General features: G+C 75.3%; 13 protein-coding genes and 1 pseudogene. 2 read left to right on the top strand and 12 right to left on the bottom strand.

Annotation, left to right across the window (positions count from 1 at the left end):
- The coding region (locus tag F9B16_RS41495) for an ATP-binding cassette domain-containing protein (RefSeq protein ID WP_151545749.1) at positions 1-1,740 on the top strand (1,740 nt) is incomplete at its 5' end.
- Between the two features lie 85 nt (positions 1,741-1,825).
- The gene (locus tag F9B16_RS41500) at positions 1,826-2,956 is read left to right on the top strand and encodes an amidase (protein ID WP_151545750.1); all 1,131 of its coding nucleotides are present in this window, start codon (positions 1,826-1,828) and stop codon (positions 2,954-2,956) included.
- A gap of 13 nt (positions 2,957-2,969) precedes the next feature.
- Here F9B16_RS41500 and F9B16_RS41505 read toward each other — a convergent pair whose 3' ends face one another.
- From F9B16_RS41505 to F9B16_RS51665, 12 genes and pseudogenes are all read right to left on the bottom strand, one after another.
- Positions 2,970-4,124, bottom strand: a complete 1,155-nt coding sequence (locus tag F9B16_RS41505; RefSeq protein WP_151545751.1) for an LLM class flavin-dependent oxidoreductase — start codon at positions 4,122-4,124, stop codon at positions 2,970-2,972.
- Positions 4,121-5,221: an LLM class flavin-dependent oxidoreductase gene (locus F9B16_RS41510; RefSeq protein ID WP_151545752.1), complete on the bottom strand. Its 1,101-nt coding sequence runs from the start codon at positions 5,219-5,221 to the stop codon at positions 4,121-4,123. The genes F9B16_RS41505 and F9B16_RS41510 overlap by 4 nt, the downstream gene beginning before the upstream one ends.
- A complete protein-coding gene (locus tag F9B16_RS41515; protein ID WP_151545753.1) occupies positions 5,218-6,414 on the bottom strand; it encodes an LLM class flavin-dependent oxidoreductase in 1,197 nt (398 codons plus the stop codon). The genes F9B16_RS41510 and F9B16_RS41515 overlap by 4 nt, the downstream gene beginning before the upstream one ends.
- Positions 6,411-7,772, bottom strand: a complete 1,362-nt coding sequence (locus tag F9B16_RS41520) for an NtaA/DmoA family FMN-dependent monooxygenase (RefSeq protein WP_151545754.1) — start codon at positions 7,770-7,772, stop codon at positions 6,411-6,413. Before F9B16_RS41520 ends, F9B16_RS41515 begins: the two co-directional genes overlap by 4 nt.
- Complete coding sequence (locus F9B16_RS41525) at positions 7,772-8,299, bottom strand: NADPH-dependent FMN reductase (protein WP_151545755.1); 528 nt, start codon at positions 8,297-8,299, stop codon at positions 7,772-7,774. The genes F9B16_RS41520 and F9B16_RS41525 overlap by 1 nt, the downstream gene beginning before the upstream one ends.
- A complete protein-coding gene (locus tag F9B16_RS41530) occupies positions 8,296-9,141 on the bottom strand; it encodes a DUF1684 domain-containing protein (RefSeq protein ID WP_151545756.1) in 846 nt (281 codons plus the stop codon). Before F9B16_RS41530 ends, F9B16_RS41525 begins: the two co-directional genes overlap by 4 nt.
- Positions 9,138-10,805: a dipeptide ABC transporter ATP-binding protein gene (locus F9B16_RS41535; RefSeq protein WP_225992407.1), complete on the bottom strand. Its 1,668-nt coding sequence runs from the start codon at positions 10,803-10,805 to the stop codon at positions 9,138-9,140. Before F9B16_RS41535 ends, F9B16_RS41530 begins: the two co-directional genes overlap by 4 nt.
- Positions 10,802-11,710, bottom strand: coding sequence for an ABC transporter permease (locus F9B16_RS41540; RefSeq protein WP_151545758.1), 909 nt, complete (start codon positions 11,708-11,710; stop codon positions 10,802-10,804). The genes F9B16_RS41535 and F9B16_RS41540 overlap by 4 nt, the downstream gene beginning before the upstream one ends.
- Entirely contained in the window at positions 11,707-12,666 is a 960-nt protein-coding gene (locus F9B16_RS41545; RefSeq protein ID WP_151545759.1) for an ABC transporter permease, read from the bottom strand. Before F9B16_RS41545 ends, F9B16_RS41540 begins: the two co-directional genes overlap by 4 nt.
- Positions 12,667-12,668: 2 nt before the next feature.
- On the bottom strand, positions 12,669-14,240 hold the full coding sequence (locus F9B16_RS41550; protein WP_225992408.1) for an ABC transporter substrate-binding protein: 1,572 nt from the start codon (positions 14,238-14,240) through the stop codon (positions 12,669-12,671).
- Positions 14,241-14,369: 129 nt separating this feature from the next.
- Complete coding sequence (locus tag F9B16_RS41555) at positions 14,370-14,843, bottom strand: flavin reductase family protein (protein WP_151545761.1); 474 nt, start codon at positions 14,841-14,843, stop codon at positions 14,370-14,372.
- A 46-nt stretch (positions 14,844-14,889) separates the two neighbouring features.
- Positions 14,890-15,186: pseudogene (locus F9B16_RS51665) on the bottom strand (hypothetical protein); the annotation flags it as partial.

Genomic DNA, 15,186 nt, shown 5'->3' on the forward strand with positions numbered 1-15,186 from the left:
GGGACCGGCCGCGTGACCGCCCCGCCCGCCGCCCGGCTGCTGCGCCGCCACCTGCGCGGGCGGGGGCCCGCGATGCGGCGGCTGGCCCTGTGGTCGGCGGTCGAGAGCCTGCCGTCGTTCGCGTCCGGACTGCTGCTCGCCCGCGCCATCGACGACGGCTTCCTCGCCCGGCGGCCCCTCGCCGGGCTCGGCTGGCTGGCCGCGCTCGCCGCGCTCCAGGCGCTCGGCGCGCTCGGCACCCGGCGGATCTACCCGTCGCTCGCCGCCACCGTCGAACCGCTCCGCGACTCCCTCGTCGCGGCCGTCGTCGCCGGCGCGCTGCGCCGCACGATCGACCGGGCGGCCGACCCCGCGTCCGGCGGCGCGGGCGCCGGGATCTCGCAGGTCACCGAGCAGGCGGAGGCCGTCCGGGCGCTGCTCGGGACGGCGCTGCGCAACGTCCGGCAGCTGCTCGCGGCGGGGATCGCCGCGCTGCTCGGGCTGGCGCTGCTCGCCCCGCTGCCCGCCCTCGCCGCCGTCCTGTCGGTGGCGCTCGCGCTGGCGCTGTTCGGCGCGCTGCTCGGCGTCCAGGTCCGCCGGTACCGGGCGGTCGTCCGGTACGGCGAGCGCATCGGCGAGACCGCGACCGAGATCGTCCAGGGCGTCCGGGACGTGGTGGCGTGCGCGGCCGAGCCGCGCGCGGCCCGGACCGCCGGCGAGGCGATCGACGCGCAGGCCGGGGCGCTGCGGTCGTTCGCCCGGTCGCGGCTCGTCCGCCTGCCGGTGCTCGCGCTGGGGGTGCACCTGCCGCTGCTCGCCCTGCTCGCCCTGTCGCCGCGGCTCGTCGAGCAGCACCGGCTCACCACCGGGCAGGTGGCGGGCGGGGTGAGCTACCTGGTCACCGGGCTGCAGCCGGCGATGGTGCTGCTGGTCGACGCCGGCGGGACGCTGCTGCTCAGCCTGGCCGTGGTCCTCGGCAGGCTCGCCGAGGTGTGCGCAGAACCGGCCCGCGCGCCCCGCCTCGCGGCGCCCGCCACCGCCACGTCCTACGACCTGGAGGCCGAGCACGTGACGTTCGCGTACTCGGCCGAGGCCGCGCCGGTCCTCGACGACCTGTCCCTGCACGTCCCCGAGGGCACCCACCTGGCCGTGGTCGGGCCGAGCGGGACGGGCAAGTCGACGCTCGCCGACGTCCTGTCCGGCCTCGTCCGGCCGCGGCGGGGGCGTGTCACGCTCGGCAAGGTGCCGCTGCCCGACCTGGACGAGGCGCAGCTCCGGCGGGCCGTCGCGCTCGTCCCGCAGGAGAGCTACGTGTTCGCCGGAACGCTCCGGGAGAACCTCGCCTACCTGCGCCCGGACGCCACGACCGCCGACCTCGACAAGGCCGTGGACGCGATCGGGCTGGCCGGGACCGTGGACCGGCTCGGCGGCTACGACGCGGCCGTCCCGCCCGGCGGCGGCACCCTGTCGCAGGGCGAGCGCCAGCTCGTCACGCTCGTCCGCGCGTATCTCGCCGCCGCGCCCGTGACGATCCTCGACGAGGCGACCTGCCACCTGCACCCCGCCGCCGAAGCGCGCGCGGAACGCGCGCTGGCGGCGCGCGGCGGAACGCTCATCGTCATCGCCCACCGCATCAGCTCCGCCCAGCGGGCCCAGCGCGTCCTGCTGCTGGACGGCGCGTCCCCGCAGCTCGGCACCCACGGCACGCTGATCGCCGCCAGCCCCCTCTACGCCGAGCTGGTCGGCCACTGGCAGACCTGACCGCGGCGTCGCCTCCGGCGGCCGGAGGTTGACAGCAGAAGTGAATCTGAATTTAGTATCACTTCAGCTGAGGCAAGGAGCCGCCATGCAGGCAGCGAACGTGTTCATCTCCACCGCCGACCCCGCGAGCCTGCCTGAGGGCCCTGGACGGGCGCGCGTCGCCGTCAAGGACCTCCTCGACGTCGAGGGCATGGTCACCACCGGCGGCGGGCGCATCCTGCCAAGCGTCCCCGCCGCGCGCGACGCCGCGGTGGTCGCGCGGGTCCGCGCGGCCGGCGCGGTCTTCGTCGGCAAGACGCACCTGGACGAGTTCGCGTTCGACGTCACCGGCGACAACGCCCACTACGGCCCGCTCGCCCACCCGCTCGACCCGGCCCGCATCCCCGGCGGGTCGTCGGGCGGGTCGGCCGTCGCGGTCGCGCTCGGCCTGTGCGACTGGGCGATCGGCACCGACACCGCCGGCTCGGTCCGGATCCCGGCCGCGCTGTGCGGGCTGGCCGGCGTCAAGCCGACCGCCGGGCTGGTGCCGACGGCGGGCGTGTTCCCGCTCAGCCGGACGCTCGACACGGTCGGGCCGATCGCCCGGGACGTCGCGACCGCCGCCCGCGCGCTGCGCACGATGGCGGACCTGCCGTCCTGCCCGCCGCCCGCGCGCCCGCCCCGCCTCGCCGTCCCGGCCGGCTGGGTCGACGGCCTCGACGACGCCGCCGCGCGCATGTGGGAGGCCGTCTCCGCGGGCCTGCCGGAGATCCCGTTCCCGGCCTGGGAACGCTTCATGGGACCGTTCCAGCACATCGTGTACGCGGAGGCCGCCGCCCAGCACAAGCGCTGGCTGGACACCCGCCCCGGCGACTACGGCCCCGGCACCCTCGCCAACCTGCGCGCGGGCCTCGCCGTCGGTGCCGTCGACTACCTGGCGGCCCTCAGCGAGCGCACGCGCCTGGCCGGCGAGGTGGACCGCGCCCTCGACGGGGTGGACGCGCTGCTGCTCCCCGCGACGTGCTGCGTCGCCCCGCTGCGCACCGACGGCGACGTCCGCGAGCGGCTCGGCCGCTTCACCTCGCCGTTCAGCGTGACGGGCCATCCGGCGGTGGTCGTCCCCGCGCCCGACCCGGGCCCGCTGCCGCTCGGCGTCCAGCTGGTGAGCCGCCGCGGCTCCGACGCGTCCCTCCTCCAGGTGGCCGAGCACCTGGAACGCGCGTGGCAGCGGGACTGACCCGCAGCGGAGCTCAGCGCCGGGCCTGCTGCGGGACGGTCACCCGCGTCGTCGCACGGTGCCAGGCGGCGGCGAGCAGCTCGTAGGAGCGGACGCGGTCGGCGTGGTCGTGGGTGATCGTCGTGATGAGCAGCTCGTCGGCGCCGGTGACGCGCTGGAGGGTCGCGAGGCGCTCCACGACCGTGCCGGGCGCCCCGGCGAACTGGGTGTCGACGCGGTCGGCGACCAGGTCGAGGTCCTCGGGACGCCAGTCGTGCGCGGCGGCCTGCGCCGGGGTGGGGAACGGGATCGCGGCGAGCCGGGACCGGATGCTGTGCACCCACAGCGCGTACGGCGACGCCAGCTCCCGGGCCTGCTCGTCGGTCGGTGCCACCACCACGTCGGCGGAGACGATGACGTACGGCTCGGCGAGCACGTCCGACGGCTGGAACGCGGCCCGGTACGCCTCGACGGCCTCCAGCACGTTGGACGGGCTGACGTGGTAGTTCGCCGCGAACGGCAGCCCGCGCGCCCCCGCGACCCGGGCGCTCTGGCCGCCGCTGCTGCCGAGGATCCACAGGGCGAGGTCGGCGCCCTCGCCGGGGTTGGCGTGCGCCTCATGGCCGTCCCTGGCGTAGGTGCCGGCGAGGAGCGCGGCGATGTCGTCGACGACGGCGGCGAAGTCGGGGGACTCGGCGCCCGGCTGCTGGAGCAGCGCGCCGTGCAGCCCGAACGCGGGGGACGCGGCGAGCCGCGTGAAGTCGAACGGCGCGGGGATGAGCAGGCCGTCCACGACCTCGGCCTCGCGGGCGGGCGCGGAGGGCGGCGCGGGACGGGCGGCGGCCTCGGCGCGGCGCTGCCCCGAGCGGCCGAGCCCGAGGTCGATCCGGCCGGGGTGCAGCGCGTCGATCGTGCCGAACTGCTCGACGATGGACAGCGGCGTCCAGTGGCCGGTCTGCACGGCGCCGGAGCCGACGCGGATCCGCGACGTGACCGCCGCGACCGCCTCGATGAGGACCTGCGGCGCGGCGCTGGCGACGCCGGGCGCGAGGTGGTGCTCGGCGAGCCAGTAGCGGCGGTAGCCGGCGGCCTCGGCGCGGCGTGCCAGGTCGAGGGTGTTGCGGAGCGCGTCGCGCGCGGTGCCGCCGGCGGGGACGGGCGCGAGGTCGAGGACGGACAGCGGGATCACGGGCGCCTCCCAGCGGCGGTCGGGACGGGCGGGGTCGCGGCGGGCGGGGCCGGGACGGGCGGGAACGGCCGGCTCGGGATCTCCCTGCGCAGCACCGGCGCGACCTCGCTCTGGAACAGCTCCAGGGACGCGCGGTGCAGCTCCTCGGGGAGCCCGTCGGGGTCGGCCTGGACGTGCATGACCTCGTGCCCGAGCCGGTCGTGGTAGCGGTGGACCTTGTCGATGACCTGCTGAGGGCTGCCGATGAGCGCGGAGCTGCGCGCGACGGCGTCCTCGATGGAGTCGAAGACGGGCGTGACGCCGTTGCGGCGGAACAGCGCCTGCCGCGCCTCGAACACCGGCCGGTACGTCTCGATGGCGTCCTGGGACCGGGGCGCGACGTACAGGCCGGCGCTGCCGGCTCCGACGAGGGCGTCCGCGGGGTCGTGGCCGTGGTGCGCCCACCGTTCCCGGTAGTAGGCGACCAGTTCGGCGTACGGCTCGACGGGGTTGGTGACGTTGGCGGAGAACAGCGGGTCGCCGTAGCGGGCGGCGAGCTCGACCGACTCCTTGCTGGTGGCGCTGCCGTGCCAGACGCGGACGGGGCGCTGGAGCGGGCGCGGCAGCACCTCGGCCTTGTCCAGCGGCGGGCGGTGCCGGCCCCACCAGGTGACGGCGTCCTCGCGCCACAGCCGGCGGAACAGCTCGTAGCCCTCGCGGTTGCGGTCCCACTGGTCCTCGGCGGTGACGTCGAACAGCGCGGCCTGCGCGGTGCCGTTGCCCTTGCCGATGATCAGTTCGAGGCGCCCGCCGGACAGGTGGTCGAGGGTGGCGTAGTCCTCGTAGGCGCGGACGGGGTCGAGGAGGCTGAGCGTGGTGACGGCCGTGAACAGCCGGATCGTGGACGTGCGGGCGGCGATGTGGCTGAGCACGACGGGCGGCGACGACGACAGGAACGGCCGCTCGTGCCGTTCGCCGACGCCGAAGCCGTCGAAGCCGAGCCGTTCGGCGAGGACGGCGTGCTCGACGACGTCGCGGAGCCGTTCGGTGACGGGCTTCAGGGCGCCCGTGCGGGGGTCGGGCGCGTGCACGATGAGGGTGATCGCGAGGAACTTCATGCGGTCGCGTACCGGTTGGCGGGACGGGACAGGCCGAGGTGCCCGCGCAGCGTCGCCGTCTCGTACGCGGTGCGGAACGCGCCGCGCCCTTGCAGGACCGGGACGAGCCCCCGCGCGATCCCCTCCAGGTCGGTCGGAAGGACGCCGGGGCGCAGCCGGAACCCGTCGAGGCCCGCGTCGCGCCAGTCGAGCAGCAGGTCGGCGAGCTCGCCGGGGGTGCCGGCGAAGATCTCGGCGTCGGAGGCGAGGGCGGCGCCGTCCAGCTCGTCCAGGCGGGCCTTGCGGGCGAAGGCGGCGCCGGGCGCGTCGTCGAGGAACACGACCAGGTCGGCGAAGATCTTGAGGGGTTCGCCGGTGCGGCCGACCGTCCGTTCCGCCTCGCGGACCTGCGCGACGATGGTGACGGCGTCGGGCCGCGAGTGCGGGGTGATGTAGACGACGTCGGCGCTCCGCGCGGCGAACTCGTAGGGGCCGACGTCGTGCGCGAGGGCGGTGACGAGCGGCTGGCCCTGCGGCGGGCGCGGGGTGATCGAGGGGCCGCGGACGCTGAAGTGGGCGCCCTCGAAGTCGATGTAGTGCAGCTTGTCACGGTCCAGGAAGCGGCCGGTGGCGGCGTCGCGGATCTCCGCGTCGTCCTCCCAGCTGTCCCAGAGCCGCCGCACGACCTCGACGAAGTCGGCGGCCTCCCCGAACAGCTCGGCGCTGAACGCCTTCCCGTCCGGGGTCGCGAACCAGGGCAGGTCGAACTCGGGGAACGTGCGGCGGCCGAAGTGGGCGGCGTCGGAGAGCCGCGCGCCCGCGACCTGCGGCCGCCAGCCCGCGCGCCCCCGGCTCGCGTAGTCCAGCGACGCGATGCCGATGGACACGTGGAACGGCTCGGTGTGCGTGGTGATCGTCGTCGGGACGAGCCCGATCCGCGACGTCGCGGGCGCGAGCCGCGCGGCCACCAGCACCGCGTCGAGCCGGCCCCGCACCTGGTCGGTGCGGTCGTCCGGCGCGGTCGGGTCGGACGACTGGAGGCCGAGCGAGTCCTCGATGGTGAGGAAGTCGAGCAGCCCGCGCTCGGCCTCGGCGGCCAGGTCCGTCCAGTAGCGGGCGGTGAACAGCGCGCCGGGGCGGGCGGCCGGGTCGCGCCAGGCGGCCGGGTGCCAGCCGGCGTCGGTGAGCGCGGCGGACAGGTGCAGGCCCGTCATGACGCCTCCCTTTCCGATCGGGTCGAGTGGACGCGCGGGACCCGCAGGCCGAGGTGGTCGCGCAGCGTGGGGCCGGTGTAGTCGGCGCGGAACACGCCCTTCTCCTGCAGCAGCGGGACGACGTGCTCGACCAGGTCGTCGAGCCCGCCCGGGGTCACGTGCGGGACGAACACGAAGCCGTCGGCGGCGTCGGTCTGCACGAACTCGTCGATCCGGTCGGCGACCGTGCGCGCCGTGCCGACGAACGTCTGCCGCCCGGTGGCCTCGATGACCACCTCGCGGATGCTGAGGCCGCGCTCGGCGGCGAGGGCCCGCCAGCGGCGGACGGTCTCGCCGCGGTCGCCGCGGAACTGCGCGCGGCCCTTCGAGACGCCCTCGTCGAGGTCGGGTTCGATGTCGGGGAGCGGGCCGTCGGGGTCGTAGGCGGACAGGTCGCGTCCCCAGTAGCCCTCCAGGAACGCGATGGCGTTCTGCGGCGAGACCTGCGCGCGGCGGATCTCGGCGGCGCGCTCGGCGGCGTCCTCCTCGGTGTCGCCGAGCACGTAGGTGACCGCAGGCATGATCTTCAGGTCGTCGGGGTGCCGCCCGTAGCGGGCGAGGCGGCTCTTGACGTCCTTGTAGAAGGCGCGGCCGTCCTCCAGGGTGCCGTGCCGGCTGAAGATGACGTCGGCGTCGGCGGCGGCGAACTCGCGGCCCTCGTACGAGTCGCCCGCCTGGATGATGACGGGATGGCCCTGCGGCGGGCGCGGCACGTTGAACCGGCCGGCGATGTCGAACTGCGGGCCGCGGTGCGCGAACGCGCCCGCGCCGGGGTGGGCGAACTCCCCCTTCTCCGGGTCGGCGACCAGGTCGCCGTCCGTCCACGAGTCCCACAGCTCGCGGGCGGTGTGCAGGAACTCGGTGGCGCGGGTGTAGCGGTCGGACTCCGCCAGGTAGCCGCCGCGCCGGAAGTTCTCGCCGGTGAACGCGTCCCAGCTCGTCACGACGTTCCAGGCGGCGCGGCCCCCGCTGAGGTGGTCGACGGTGGCGAGGCGGCGCGCCACCTCGTAGGGCTCGTTGAAGGTGGAGTTGACGGTCGCGGCGAGGCCGAGGCGGGTGGTGACGGCCGACAGCGCCGACAGGACGGTCAGCGACTCGGGCCGTCCCGCCACGTCGAGGTCGTGGATGCGGCCCTTCATCTCGCGCAGCCGCAGGCCCTCGGCGAGGAAGAAGAAGTCGAACTTGCCGCGTTCGGCGGTCTCGGCGAGGTGGACGAACGAGCCGAAGTCGATCTGGCTGGCCGACCGGGGGTCCGTCCAGACGGTGGTGTTGTTGACGCCCGGGAAGTGGGCCGCGAGGTGGATCTGCTTGGCGGGCATCAGCGGGCTCCTGCGATCGTGTTCGCGAGGACGGCGGACACCTGCGGCGCGACGGCGTCCGCCCAGGTGCCGAGCACGTCGGCGGCCTCCGGCACCTGCGACTCAAGGAACGCCAGCCCAGGGGTCGGGACGGTCGCGCCCAGCTCCACCAGCAGCGGGCGCAGGTGCACCTCGACGGCCAGCGAGTGCTTCGGGTCGCCCATCACCAGCAGCGGAAGCGCGACCGTCGACGCCAGCGCGCCGCCCGGAAGGCGGTCGAGGAACACCTTCAGCAGGCCGGTGTAGGTGGCCTTGTAGGTCGGGCTCGCGACGACCAAGACGCCCGCACGCGCGACCCGGTCGAGCGCGTCCTGCACCTCCGGCGCGGGCGACGCGTCGAGCAGGACGGGTGCGAGCGCCGACAGGTCGACGGCGTCCGGTTCCCCGGCGTGCCCGATGCGTCCGGCGACCGCTTCGGCGGCCTGGAGCGCGATCTGCAGCGTCCGCGACTTCGGACGCGGGTTCCCCACCAGGACGACGACGCTCACGACCGCTCCCCCTGCCCCGCGGCGCGCTCGTAGGGGATCTTCTCGCCCGCCTCCACCGCGACCGGCAGCCGGTTCTCGGCGGGCGGCAGCGGGCACGTCGCGAACTCGGTGTACGCGCACGGCAGGTTGTGGGCCCGGTTGAAGTCGAGCGCCACCGTCCCGTCGGCGGCGGGCGGCGCGACGAACAGCGCCCGGTTCGCGGCGTAGGTGGTGACGCCGGACGTCGCGTCGGTGAACAGGACGAGCAGCTCGCCGGGCGCCTTGCCGTTGAACGCGGTGAGCGCGAGGGACCGGCCGTCCAGCTCGAACTCGATCCGGCCGGGCGCGTCGTAGACGTGCTGGAGCCCCTCGACGGCGGCGCCGACGGTCGTCGGGCGCGGCTCGTCGAACGCGACGTAGCGGCCGGTCACCGACCAGCGCGGGTCGGGCGGGAAGGCGGGCGTGCCGCGGAACGCGGTGCGCAGCGGATGGTCCGGATGGCGGGGCCGGACGATGTCGTTCCCGCCCCGCTTGGCCACCTCGATCGCGACGTCGCCCCAGAGCGCGGTGACGCCGCCGCGCTCGGGCAGCACGCCGAACCGGTGCTCGCCGCGCACGGTCTCGCCGTCCACGGTCAGCTCCTCGCCGTCGCCGAGGACGACGGTCACGCCCTCGGGCCCGGTCGTCCAGGCGCCGGGCGCGTCCGGGAGCCGGCGCGGCTCCGCGTCGAGGAAGTGCAGGCCGGTGATCGCGAGGAAGCCGTGCGGGTCGGCGAGCCGCGCCTCCTGCGCGGCGTGCCAGGCCCGCCACTCCTCGGCGAACGCGTCCGCCGTGCCGGTGGTCGTGGTGGTCTGTACGGTCATGTCCGCTCCTCCAACAGCCGTGCGCCTGCGGCGCCGTTGCGCGCGTCCCCGCCGGGGATGGCGGCGAGCAGTTCGCGGGTGTACTCGTGGGCCGGGTCGCCGAAGAGGGCGCCGGTCGCGCCGGTCTCGACGACCCGTCCGGCCTTCATGACCGCGACCCGGTGCGCGATCTGCCGGACGACCGCGAGGTCGTGCGAGATGAACAGGTACGCCAGGCCCGTGCCGTCCTGCAGTTCGGCGAGCAGGTCCAGGACCTGCGCCTGGACGGACACGTCCAGCGCCGAGACGGGCTCGTCGCACACGACGAGGTCGGGTTCGAGGGCCAGCGCGCGGGCGATCGCGACGCGCTGCCGCTGCCCGCCCGACAGCTCGGCGGGGCGGCGCTCCAGCGTCGCGGCGGGGAGCGCGACGCGGTCGAGCAGCTCGCGGGCGCGGGCGGCGCGGGACGCCCGGTCGCCGACGCGGAACGCGCGCAGCGGCTCGGTGATCACCTCGCCGATCGAGAACCGCGGGTCGAGGGAGGCGTACGGGTTCTGGTAGACGAGCTGGGCCCGGCGCCGCAGCCGCCGCAGGGCCGCCCCGCCCGCGGCGGTGACGTCCTCGCCGTCGAACACGATCCGGCCGGACGTGGGCGGGACGAGCCGCAGGATCATCCGGGCGGTCGTCGACTTGCCCGAGCCCGACTCGCCGACCAGCGCGAGCGTCCGGCCCCGGTGCAGGGTGAGGCCGACGTCGTCGACGGCGCGGACGGTCCGGCCGCGCGGCAGCGGGAAGTCCTTGACGAGGTGCTCGGCAATGACCAGCACATCGTCGGGCTCACCGGGCTCCGGGGGCGCGGTGGGCCGGGGGCGCGCGCGGACGGCGGTGAGGCTCGGCGCGCTGTCCAGCAGCCGCCGCGTGTAGGCGTCCTGCGGGTCCTCGATGATCCGCCGCGCCGGGCCCGACTCGACGACGCGGCCCTGCGACATGACGGCGATCCGCGCGGCCCGGTCCGCGGCGACGCCGAGGTCGTGGGTGACGAGCAGCACGGCGGTGCCGAGTTCCTCGGTGAGGTGCTGGAGGTGGTCGAGGATGCGGCGCTGCACGGTGACGTCGAGGGCGCTGGTCGGCTCGTCCGCGACGATCAGCTGCGGCCCGGCGGCGATCGCGACGGCGATCAGCGCGCGCTGCCGCATCCCGCCGGACAGCTCGTGCGGGTACTGCCGCGCCCGCACCGCGGGTTCCGGCATCCCGGCGCGCTCCAGCGCCTCGACCGCCGCGGCCGGCGCCGTCCGGCGGGTGGCGAGCCCGTGCAGCCGCAGCACCTCGGCGACCTGCTCGCCGATCCGCTTCACCGGGTTCAGCGCGACGCCCGGGTCCTGCGGGACGAGCCCGATCCGGGCGCCGCGGACGGTGCGCAGCTCCCGCTCGGACAGCGCCGCGAGGTCGCGTCCCGCGAACCGGACGGTCCCGGCGTCGAGGGAGGCGTTCGGGGCGAGCAGCCGCAGCACGGCGTGCGCGGTGGTGCTCTTGCCCGAGCCCGACTCCCCCACCAGCGCGACGATCTCCCCCGGCCGGACGTCGAGGTCCGCGCCGCGCACGGCCCGCACCCGCTCCGTCCTGGTCAGGTACGAGACGGACAGGCCCGCCACCTCCAGCAGCGGGGTCTCCTGAGGATCGGTCACCGCCGCCCCCACTCGCCGTCGAGGGCCCGCGCGATCCGGTTCGTGGCGAGCACGGTCGCGGCGATCGTCAGGCCCGGCAGCGCGGTCATCCACCAGGCGTTCGCGAGGTAGTTGCGGCCGTCGGAGATCAGCGTCCCCCACTCCGGCGCGGGCGGCGCCGCGCCGTAGCCGAGGAAGCTCAGCGACGACACCGCGAGCACGGCCGTGCCGAAGTCCAGCGTCGCGAGCACCAGCACCGGCCCGATCGCGTTCGGCAGGACGTGCCGTCCGAGCACCGCGTACCAGCGCGTCCCGCAGGACCGGGCCGCCTCCACGAACACGGCCTGCCGGACCCGCAGCACCTCCGACCGCATCACCCGGGCGAACGTCGCGACGCTGGCGACGCCGACGGCGACGGCGACCTTCACCGTCCCGTAGCCGAGGGCGGTGACCAGCGCGAGCGACAGGAACAGCGCGGGGATCGACAGGAGCACGTCGACGAACCGCATCAGCACGTCGTCGATCCAGCGGCCCGCGAACCCGGCGAGCAGGCCGAGCAGCCCGCCGGCGGCGAACGACACCGCGACGGCGATCAGCGTCGCCTTCAGCGACAGCGCCGCGCCGTGCACGACCCGCGCGTAGACGTCGCGGCCGAGCTCGTCGGTGCCGAACCAGTGCGCCGCGCCGGGCGCCCGGAACGCCTGCGCCGGCACCCCGGTCAGCGGGTCCCGCGAGGTGAACAGACCGGGCCAGAACGACGCCAGCACGACCGCCGCGATCACGAGGACGGACAGGACGAGCCCCGGCCGGCGCAGGAAGAACCGGACGGTGCGGCCCGCACCGGCGCGGCGGCGCACCGCCCGCTCGGGCGCGCCGGGCTCCGGCGCGGCGTCGAGGACGCCGAGGGCGTCGAGGGTGCTGCTCATGCGGGCCTCCAGCGCCGCCCGCCCGCGGCGGCGATCCGCGGGTCCAGCAGCGGGTAGACGAGGTCGACGATCAGGTTGACCAGGACGAAGACCAGCGCCCCGAACACCACGACGCCCTGCACGAGCGGGATGTCCTGGGCGGCGACCGCGCCGGCGGTGACCCGGCCGAGGCCGTTGCGGGAGAACACCGTCTCGATCACGACGGAGTTGGCCATGAGCTGCCCGACGAGGACGCCGACGACCGTCAGCGCGGGCAGCGACGCGTTGCGCAGCGCGTGCCGCAGGTGGATGCGGGGGCGCCCGGCGCCCTTCGCCCGCGCGGTCTGGATGTACGGTTCGTCGAGCGCGGTGAGCAGGCTCTTGGCCAGCACCTGCGCCACGATGGCGCCGGTCGGGATCGCGAGGGTGACGGCGGGCAGGATCAGCCCGCGCAGCCCGCCGTTCCCGAACGCCGGGAGCAGCCGCGCCCGGAACGAGAAGATCTCGACGAGCATCAGCCCGGCCCAGAACGTCGGGACGGACACCCCGAGCGGCGGCAGCGAGAGCAGGAGCTGCCGCAGCCACCTCCGCGCGGTGTACGTCGCCGCCAGTGCGAGCCCGCCGCCGAAGAGCACCGCGAGCGCCATGCCGGCGGCGACGAGCTGGAGGGTGGACGGCAGCGCGTCGCCGATGACGGACGTCACCGGCCGGCCGCCGGCCACCGAGTCGCCGAAGTCGCCGCGCAGCGCTCGGCCGAGGTAGTGGACGTACTGCACCGGGATCGGATCGTCGAAGCCGTACTCGCTCCTGAGCCGGGCGATCTGCGCGGGGTCGACGCCCGCCTGGTCGGCGCCCGCCCCGGCCATCGCCGAGACGGGGTCGCCGGGCAGCAGGTCGAGGACGAGGAACGACACGGTGTAAGCCGCCCACAGCACTCCGGCCGCCTGGGCGAGGCGCAAGGCCGCGTAGCGTCGCATCGCTAGCCGATCCAGGCGTCGTGGAGCTGGATGCGGCTGGACGCGTCGAACAGCACGCCGTGGACCTTCTTCGCGACGCCCAGCTCCGTCTGCAGCTCCACGACCGGGATCGTGTAGGCGTGCTGGACGATCTGCCGCTGCGCCTGCGCGACGAGGTCGAGGCGCTTGGCCTGGTCGGGTTCGGCGGCCTGGCCGTCGAGGAGGCCGTCGAGGCCGGTGGCCGGCAGCCTGTAGGGGTTGGCGAGCTTGGACGAGAACGAGCTGCGCAGGATGTCGGGGTCGGCGCGGGTGACGTTGCCGAACAGCAGGTCGAAGTTGCCGGACGTCTGGAGCTGGGCGAGCTGGGCGACCGGCTGCTCCTTGAGCGCGAGCTGCACGCCGATCGTCTTGAGCTGCTGCTGGAGCAGTTCCAGCGCGGGCTTGTTGGTGGCCGCGACGGGCGCCCAGGTGGCGGTGATGCTGAGCTTCTTGCCGCCCTTCTGCAGGACGCCGTCGCCGCCGGGCGTCCAGCCGTCGGACTGGAGCAGGGACTTGGCCCGCGCGGGGTCGTGGGAGAGGGCGGCTCCGACGTTGACGTAGCCGGGCGTGGTGTGGGCGAGGACGCTGGTGGCGGGCTGCGTGCCGGTGGGGAACACGGTCTGCGCGATCTGCTGCCGGTCGATGCCGAGCGCGATGGCCTGCCGGACCTTCTCGTCGGTCAGCGGCGAGCGGGTGTTGTTCGGGCTCAGGCCGAAGACGACGCCGGGATTGGCACGTGCCAGCAGCTGTACGCCGGACGACTTGAGCGCCGACTCGTCGGCGCGCCCGACGCTGCCGATGGCGTCGACCTGCCCGGACTGGAGCCCGCCGGTCCGCACGCCCGACTCGGGGAGAATCTTGAACACGAGGCGGTCGAGGTAGGCGGCGCCCTGCTTCTTCCACAGCGACGAGCCCCACGCGTAGCCCTTGCGGGCGGCGAGCGTGATCGACTGGCTCGGCACGTACTTCTGGAGCGTGAACGGCCCGGATCCGACGATGCCCTCGGCGCACCGCTGCTGCGGCGTCTTGCGGACGCTGGCCGCCGCCTCGATGCCGAGCGAGTGCGTGGCGGTGGCCTGGAGGAACTGCGCGTTCGGCTGCTTGAAGCGGACCTTGAAGGTGAGGTCGTCGACGACGTCCGTGCCCTGGTAGCCGCTCAGGTAGCCCTCGGCGAGCAGCCCGAGCGGGCCGAGTTTCGGGACGGCGTCGAAGTTGGCCTTGACGACCTCGGAGGTCAGCGCGGAGCCGTCGCTGAAGGTGACGCCGGGCCGCAGGTGGAAGGTGAACGTGCGGGCGTCGCGGCTGATCGTCCAGCTCTGCGCGAGCCACGGCACGATCTTGCCGGTGGACGGGTCCTGGTCGGTGAGCGAGTCGACGAGCTGGCGGACCGAGTAGATGGTGTCGTTGCTGCCGACCTGCTGCGGGTCGGTGCAGCCCGCGTCCGATCCGACGGCGAAGGTCAGGGTGCCGCCGGTCCGGGGCGTCCCGGCGCCGGCGCCGGACCCGCCGCCGCCCGATCCGCACGCGGTCAGCGCCGTCAGTCCGGCCGCCAGCACGGCGGCGCTCCTCCACGGGCTCGGCGTCGCTCTCACGTGGATCTCTCCCATCCGGGGGTCTGCTGATCGGGGCCAACGTAAGCGGGCGATCATGTATCCGTCAATACCGACCAACAAAGTAGGAAATAGTCAGCCGAGCCGGCGGAACGCGCTGGCGTGGAACACCAGCGGCGGCACGTCCGGGGCGGCGTCCAGGTCGTGTACGCGGAACACGACGATGTCGTGGTCGCCGGAGCGGAACCGCTGCTCGATCGTGCACTCGTACCAGGCGGCCGCGCCCTCGACGAGCACGCCGCCGCCCGGCGTGGCCCGCCACGCGACCCCGGCGAACCGGTCGCCGGTGCGGGCGCCGAGCCGCCGCCCGACGTCCTCCTGGTGCGCGCCGAGCACGCTGATCCCGATGCGGGGCAGCTCGCGCAGCAGCGGCCAGGTCGTGGACGTGTGCGCGACGCACACCGACACCAGGGGCGGGTCGAGGGACACGGGGACGAACGAGCTGGCGGCGATGCCGGCGGGCCGCCCGCCAGCCAGGCCCGCGACGACCGCGACGCCGGTCGGGTAGGCGCCGTAGACGCGGCGGAGGTTCAGGTCGAGCGCCGTCATCGCGGCGCCCGCCCCGCGAGGGTTCCGGGTGAGGGGCAGGGGGACGTCAGGGCCACGGTGGGGCCTTCCTTTCGGGAGGGAACTCGCCGGTCAGGAACTCCCGGCCGACCTCGGCCTGCCGGTACGCGACCGGGTCGCGGAGCGTCCGGGCGTAGCGCCAGAACCGGGCCAGGCCCGGGCGCGCGCGGGGAGAGCCGGCGCCGGCGAGCTCGAACACGCGCGAGGCGACCGCCAGCGAGGCCTGGACGGCGGCGATCTTCGCGGTGGCCGCCAGGACCGCCGGCTCGCAGTACCGCCGCTCGGACGGCGCCGCGCCGCCGGAGCCGCCGCCGCCTGGGCCGGG

This window comes from Actinomadura montaniterrae (assembly GCF_008923365.1).
GTDB lineage: Bacteria > Actinomycetota > Actinomycetes > Streptosporangiales > Streptosporangiaceae > Spirillospora > Spirillospora montaniterrae.

Bases quoted from the DNA above. Each gene is read 5' to 3' on its own strand.
- F9B16_RS41510 (WP_151545752.1), bottom strand. From the start codon at position 5,221: ATGAAGTTCCTCGCGATCACCCTCATCGTGCACGCGCCCGACCCCCGC.
- F9B16_RS41520 (WP_151545754.1), bottom strand. From the start codon at position 7,772: ATGCCCGCCAAGCAGATCCACCTCGCGGCCCACTTCCCGGGCGTCAAC.
- F9B16_RS41515 (WP_151545753.1), bottom strand. From the start codon at position 6,414: ATGACGGGCCTGCACCTGTCCGCCGCGCTCACCGACGCCGGCTGGCAC.
- F9B16_RS41500 (WP_151545750.1), top strand. From the start codon at position 1,826: ATGCAGGCAGCGAACGTGTTCATCTCCACCGCCGACCCCGCGAGCCTG.
- F9B16_RS41530 (WP_151545756.1), bottom strand. From the start codon at position 9,141: ATGACCGTACAGACCACCACGACCACCGGCACGGCGGACGCGTTCGCC.
- F9B16_RS41555 (WP_151545761.1), bottom strand. From the start codon at position 14,843: ATGACGGCGCTCGACCTGAACCTCCGCCGCGTCTACGGCGCCTACCCG.
- F9B16_RS41540 (WP_151545758.1), bottom strand. From the start codon at position 11,710: ATGAGCAGCACCCTCGACGCCCTCGGCGTCCTCGACGCCGCGCCGGAG.
- F9B16_RS41545 (WP_151545759.1), bottom strand. From the start codon at position 12,666: ATGCGACGCTACGCGGCCTTGCGCCTCGCCCAGGCGGCCGGAGTGCTG.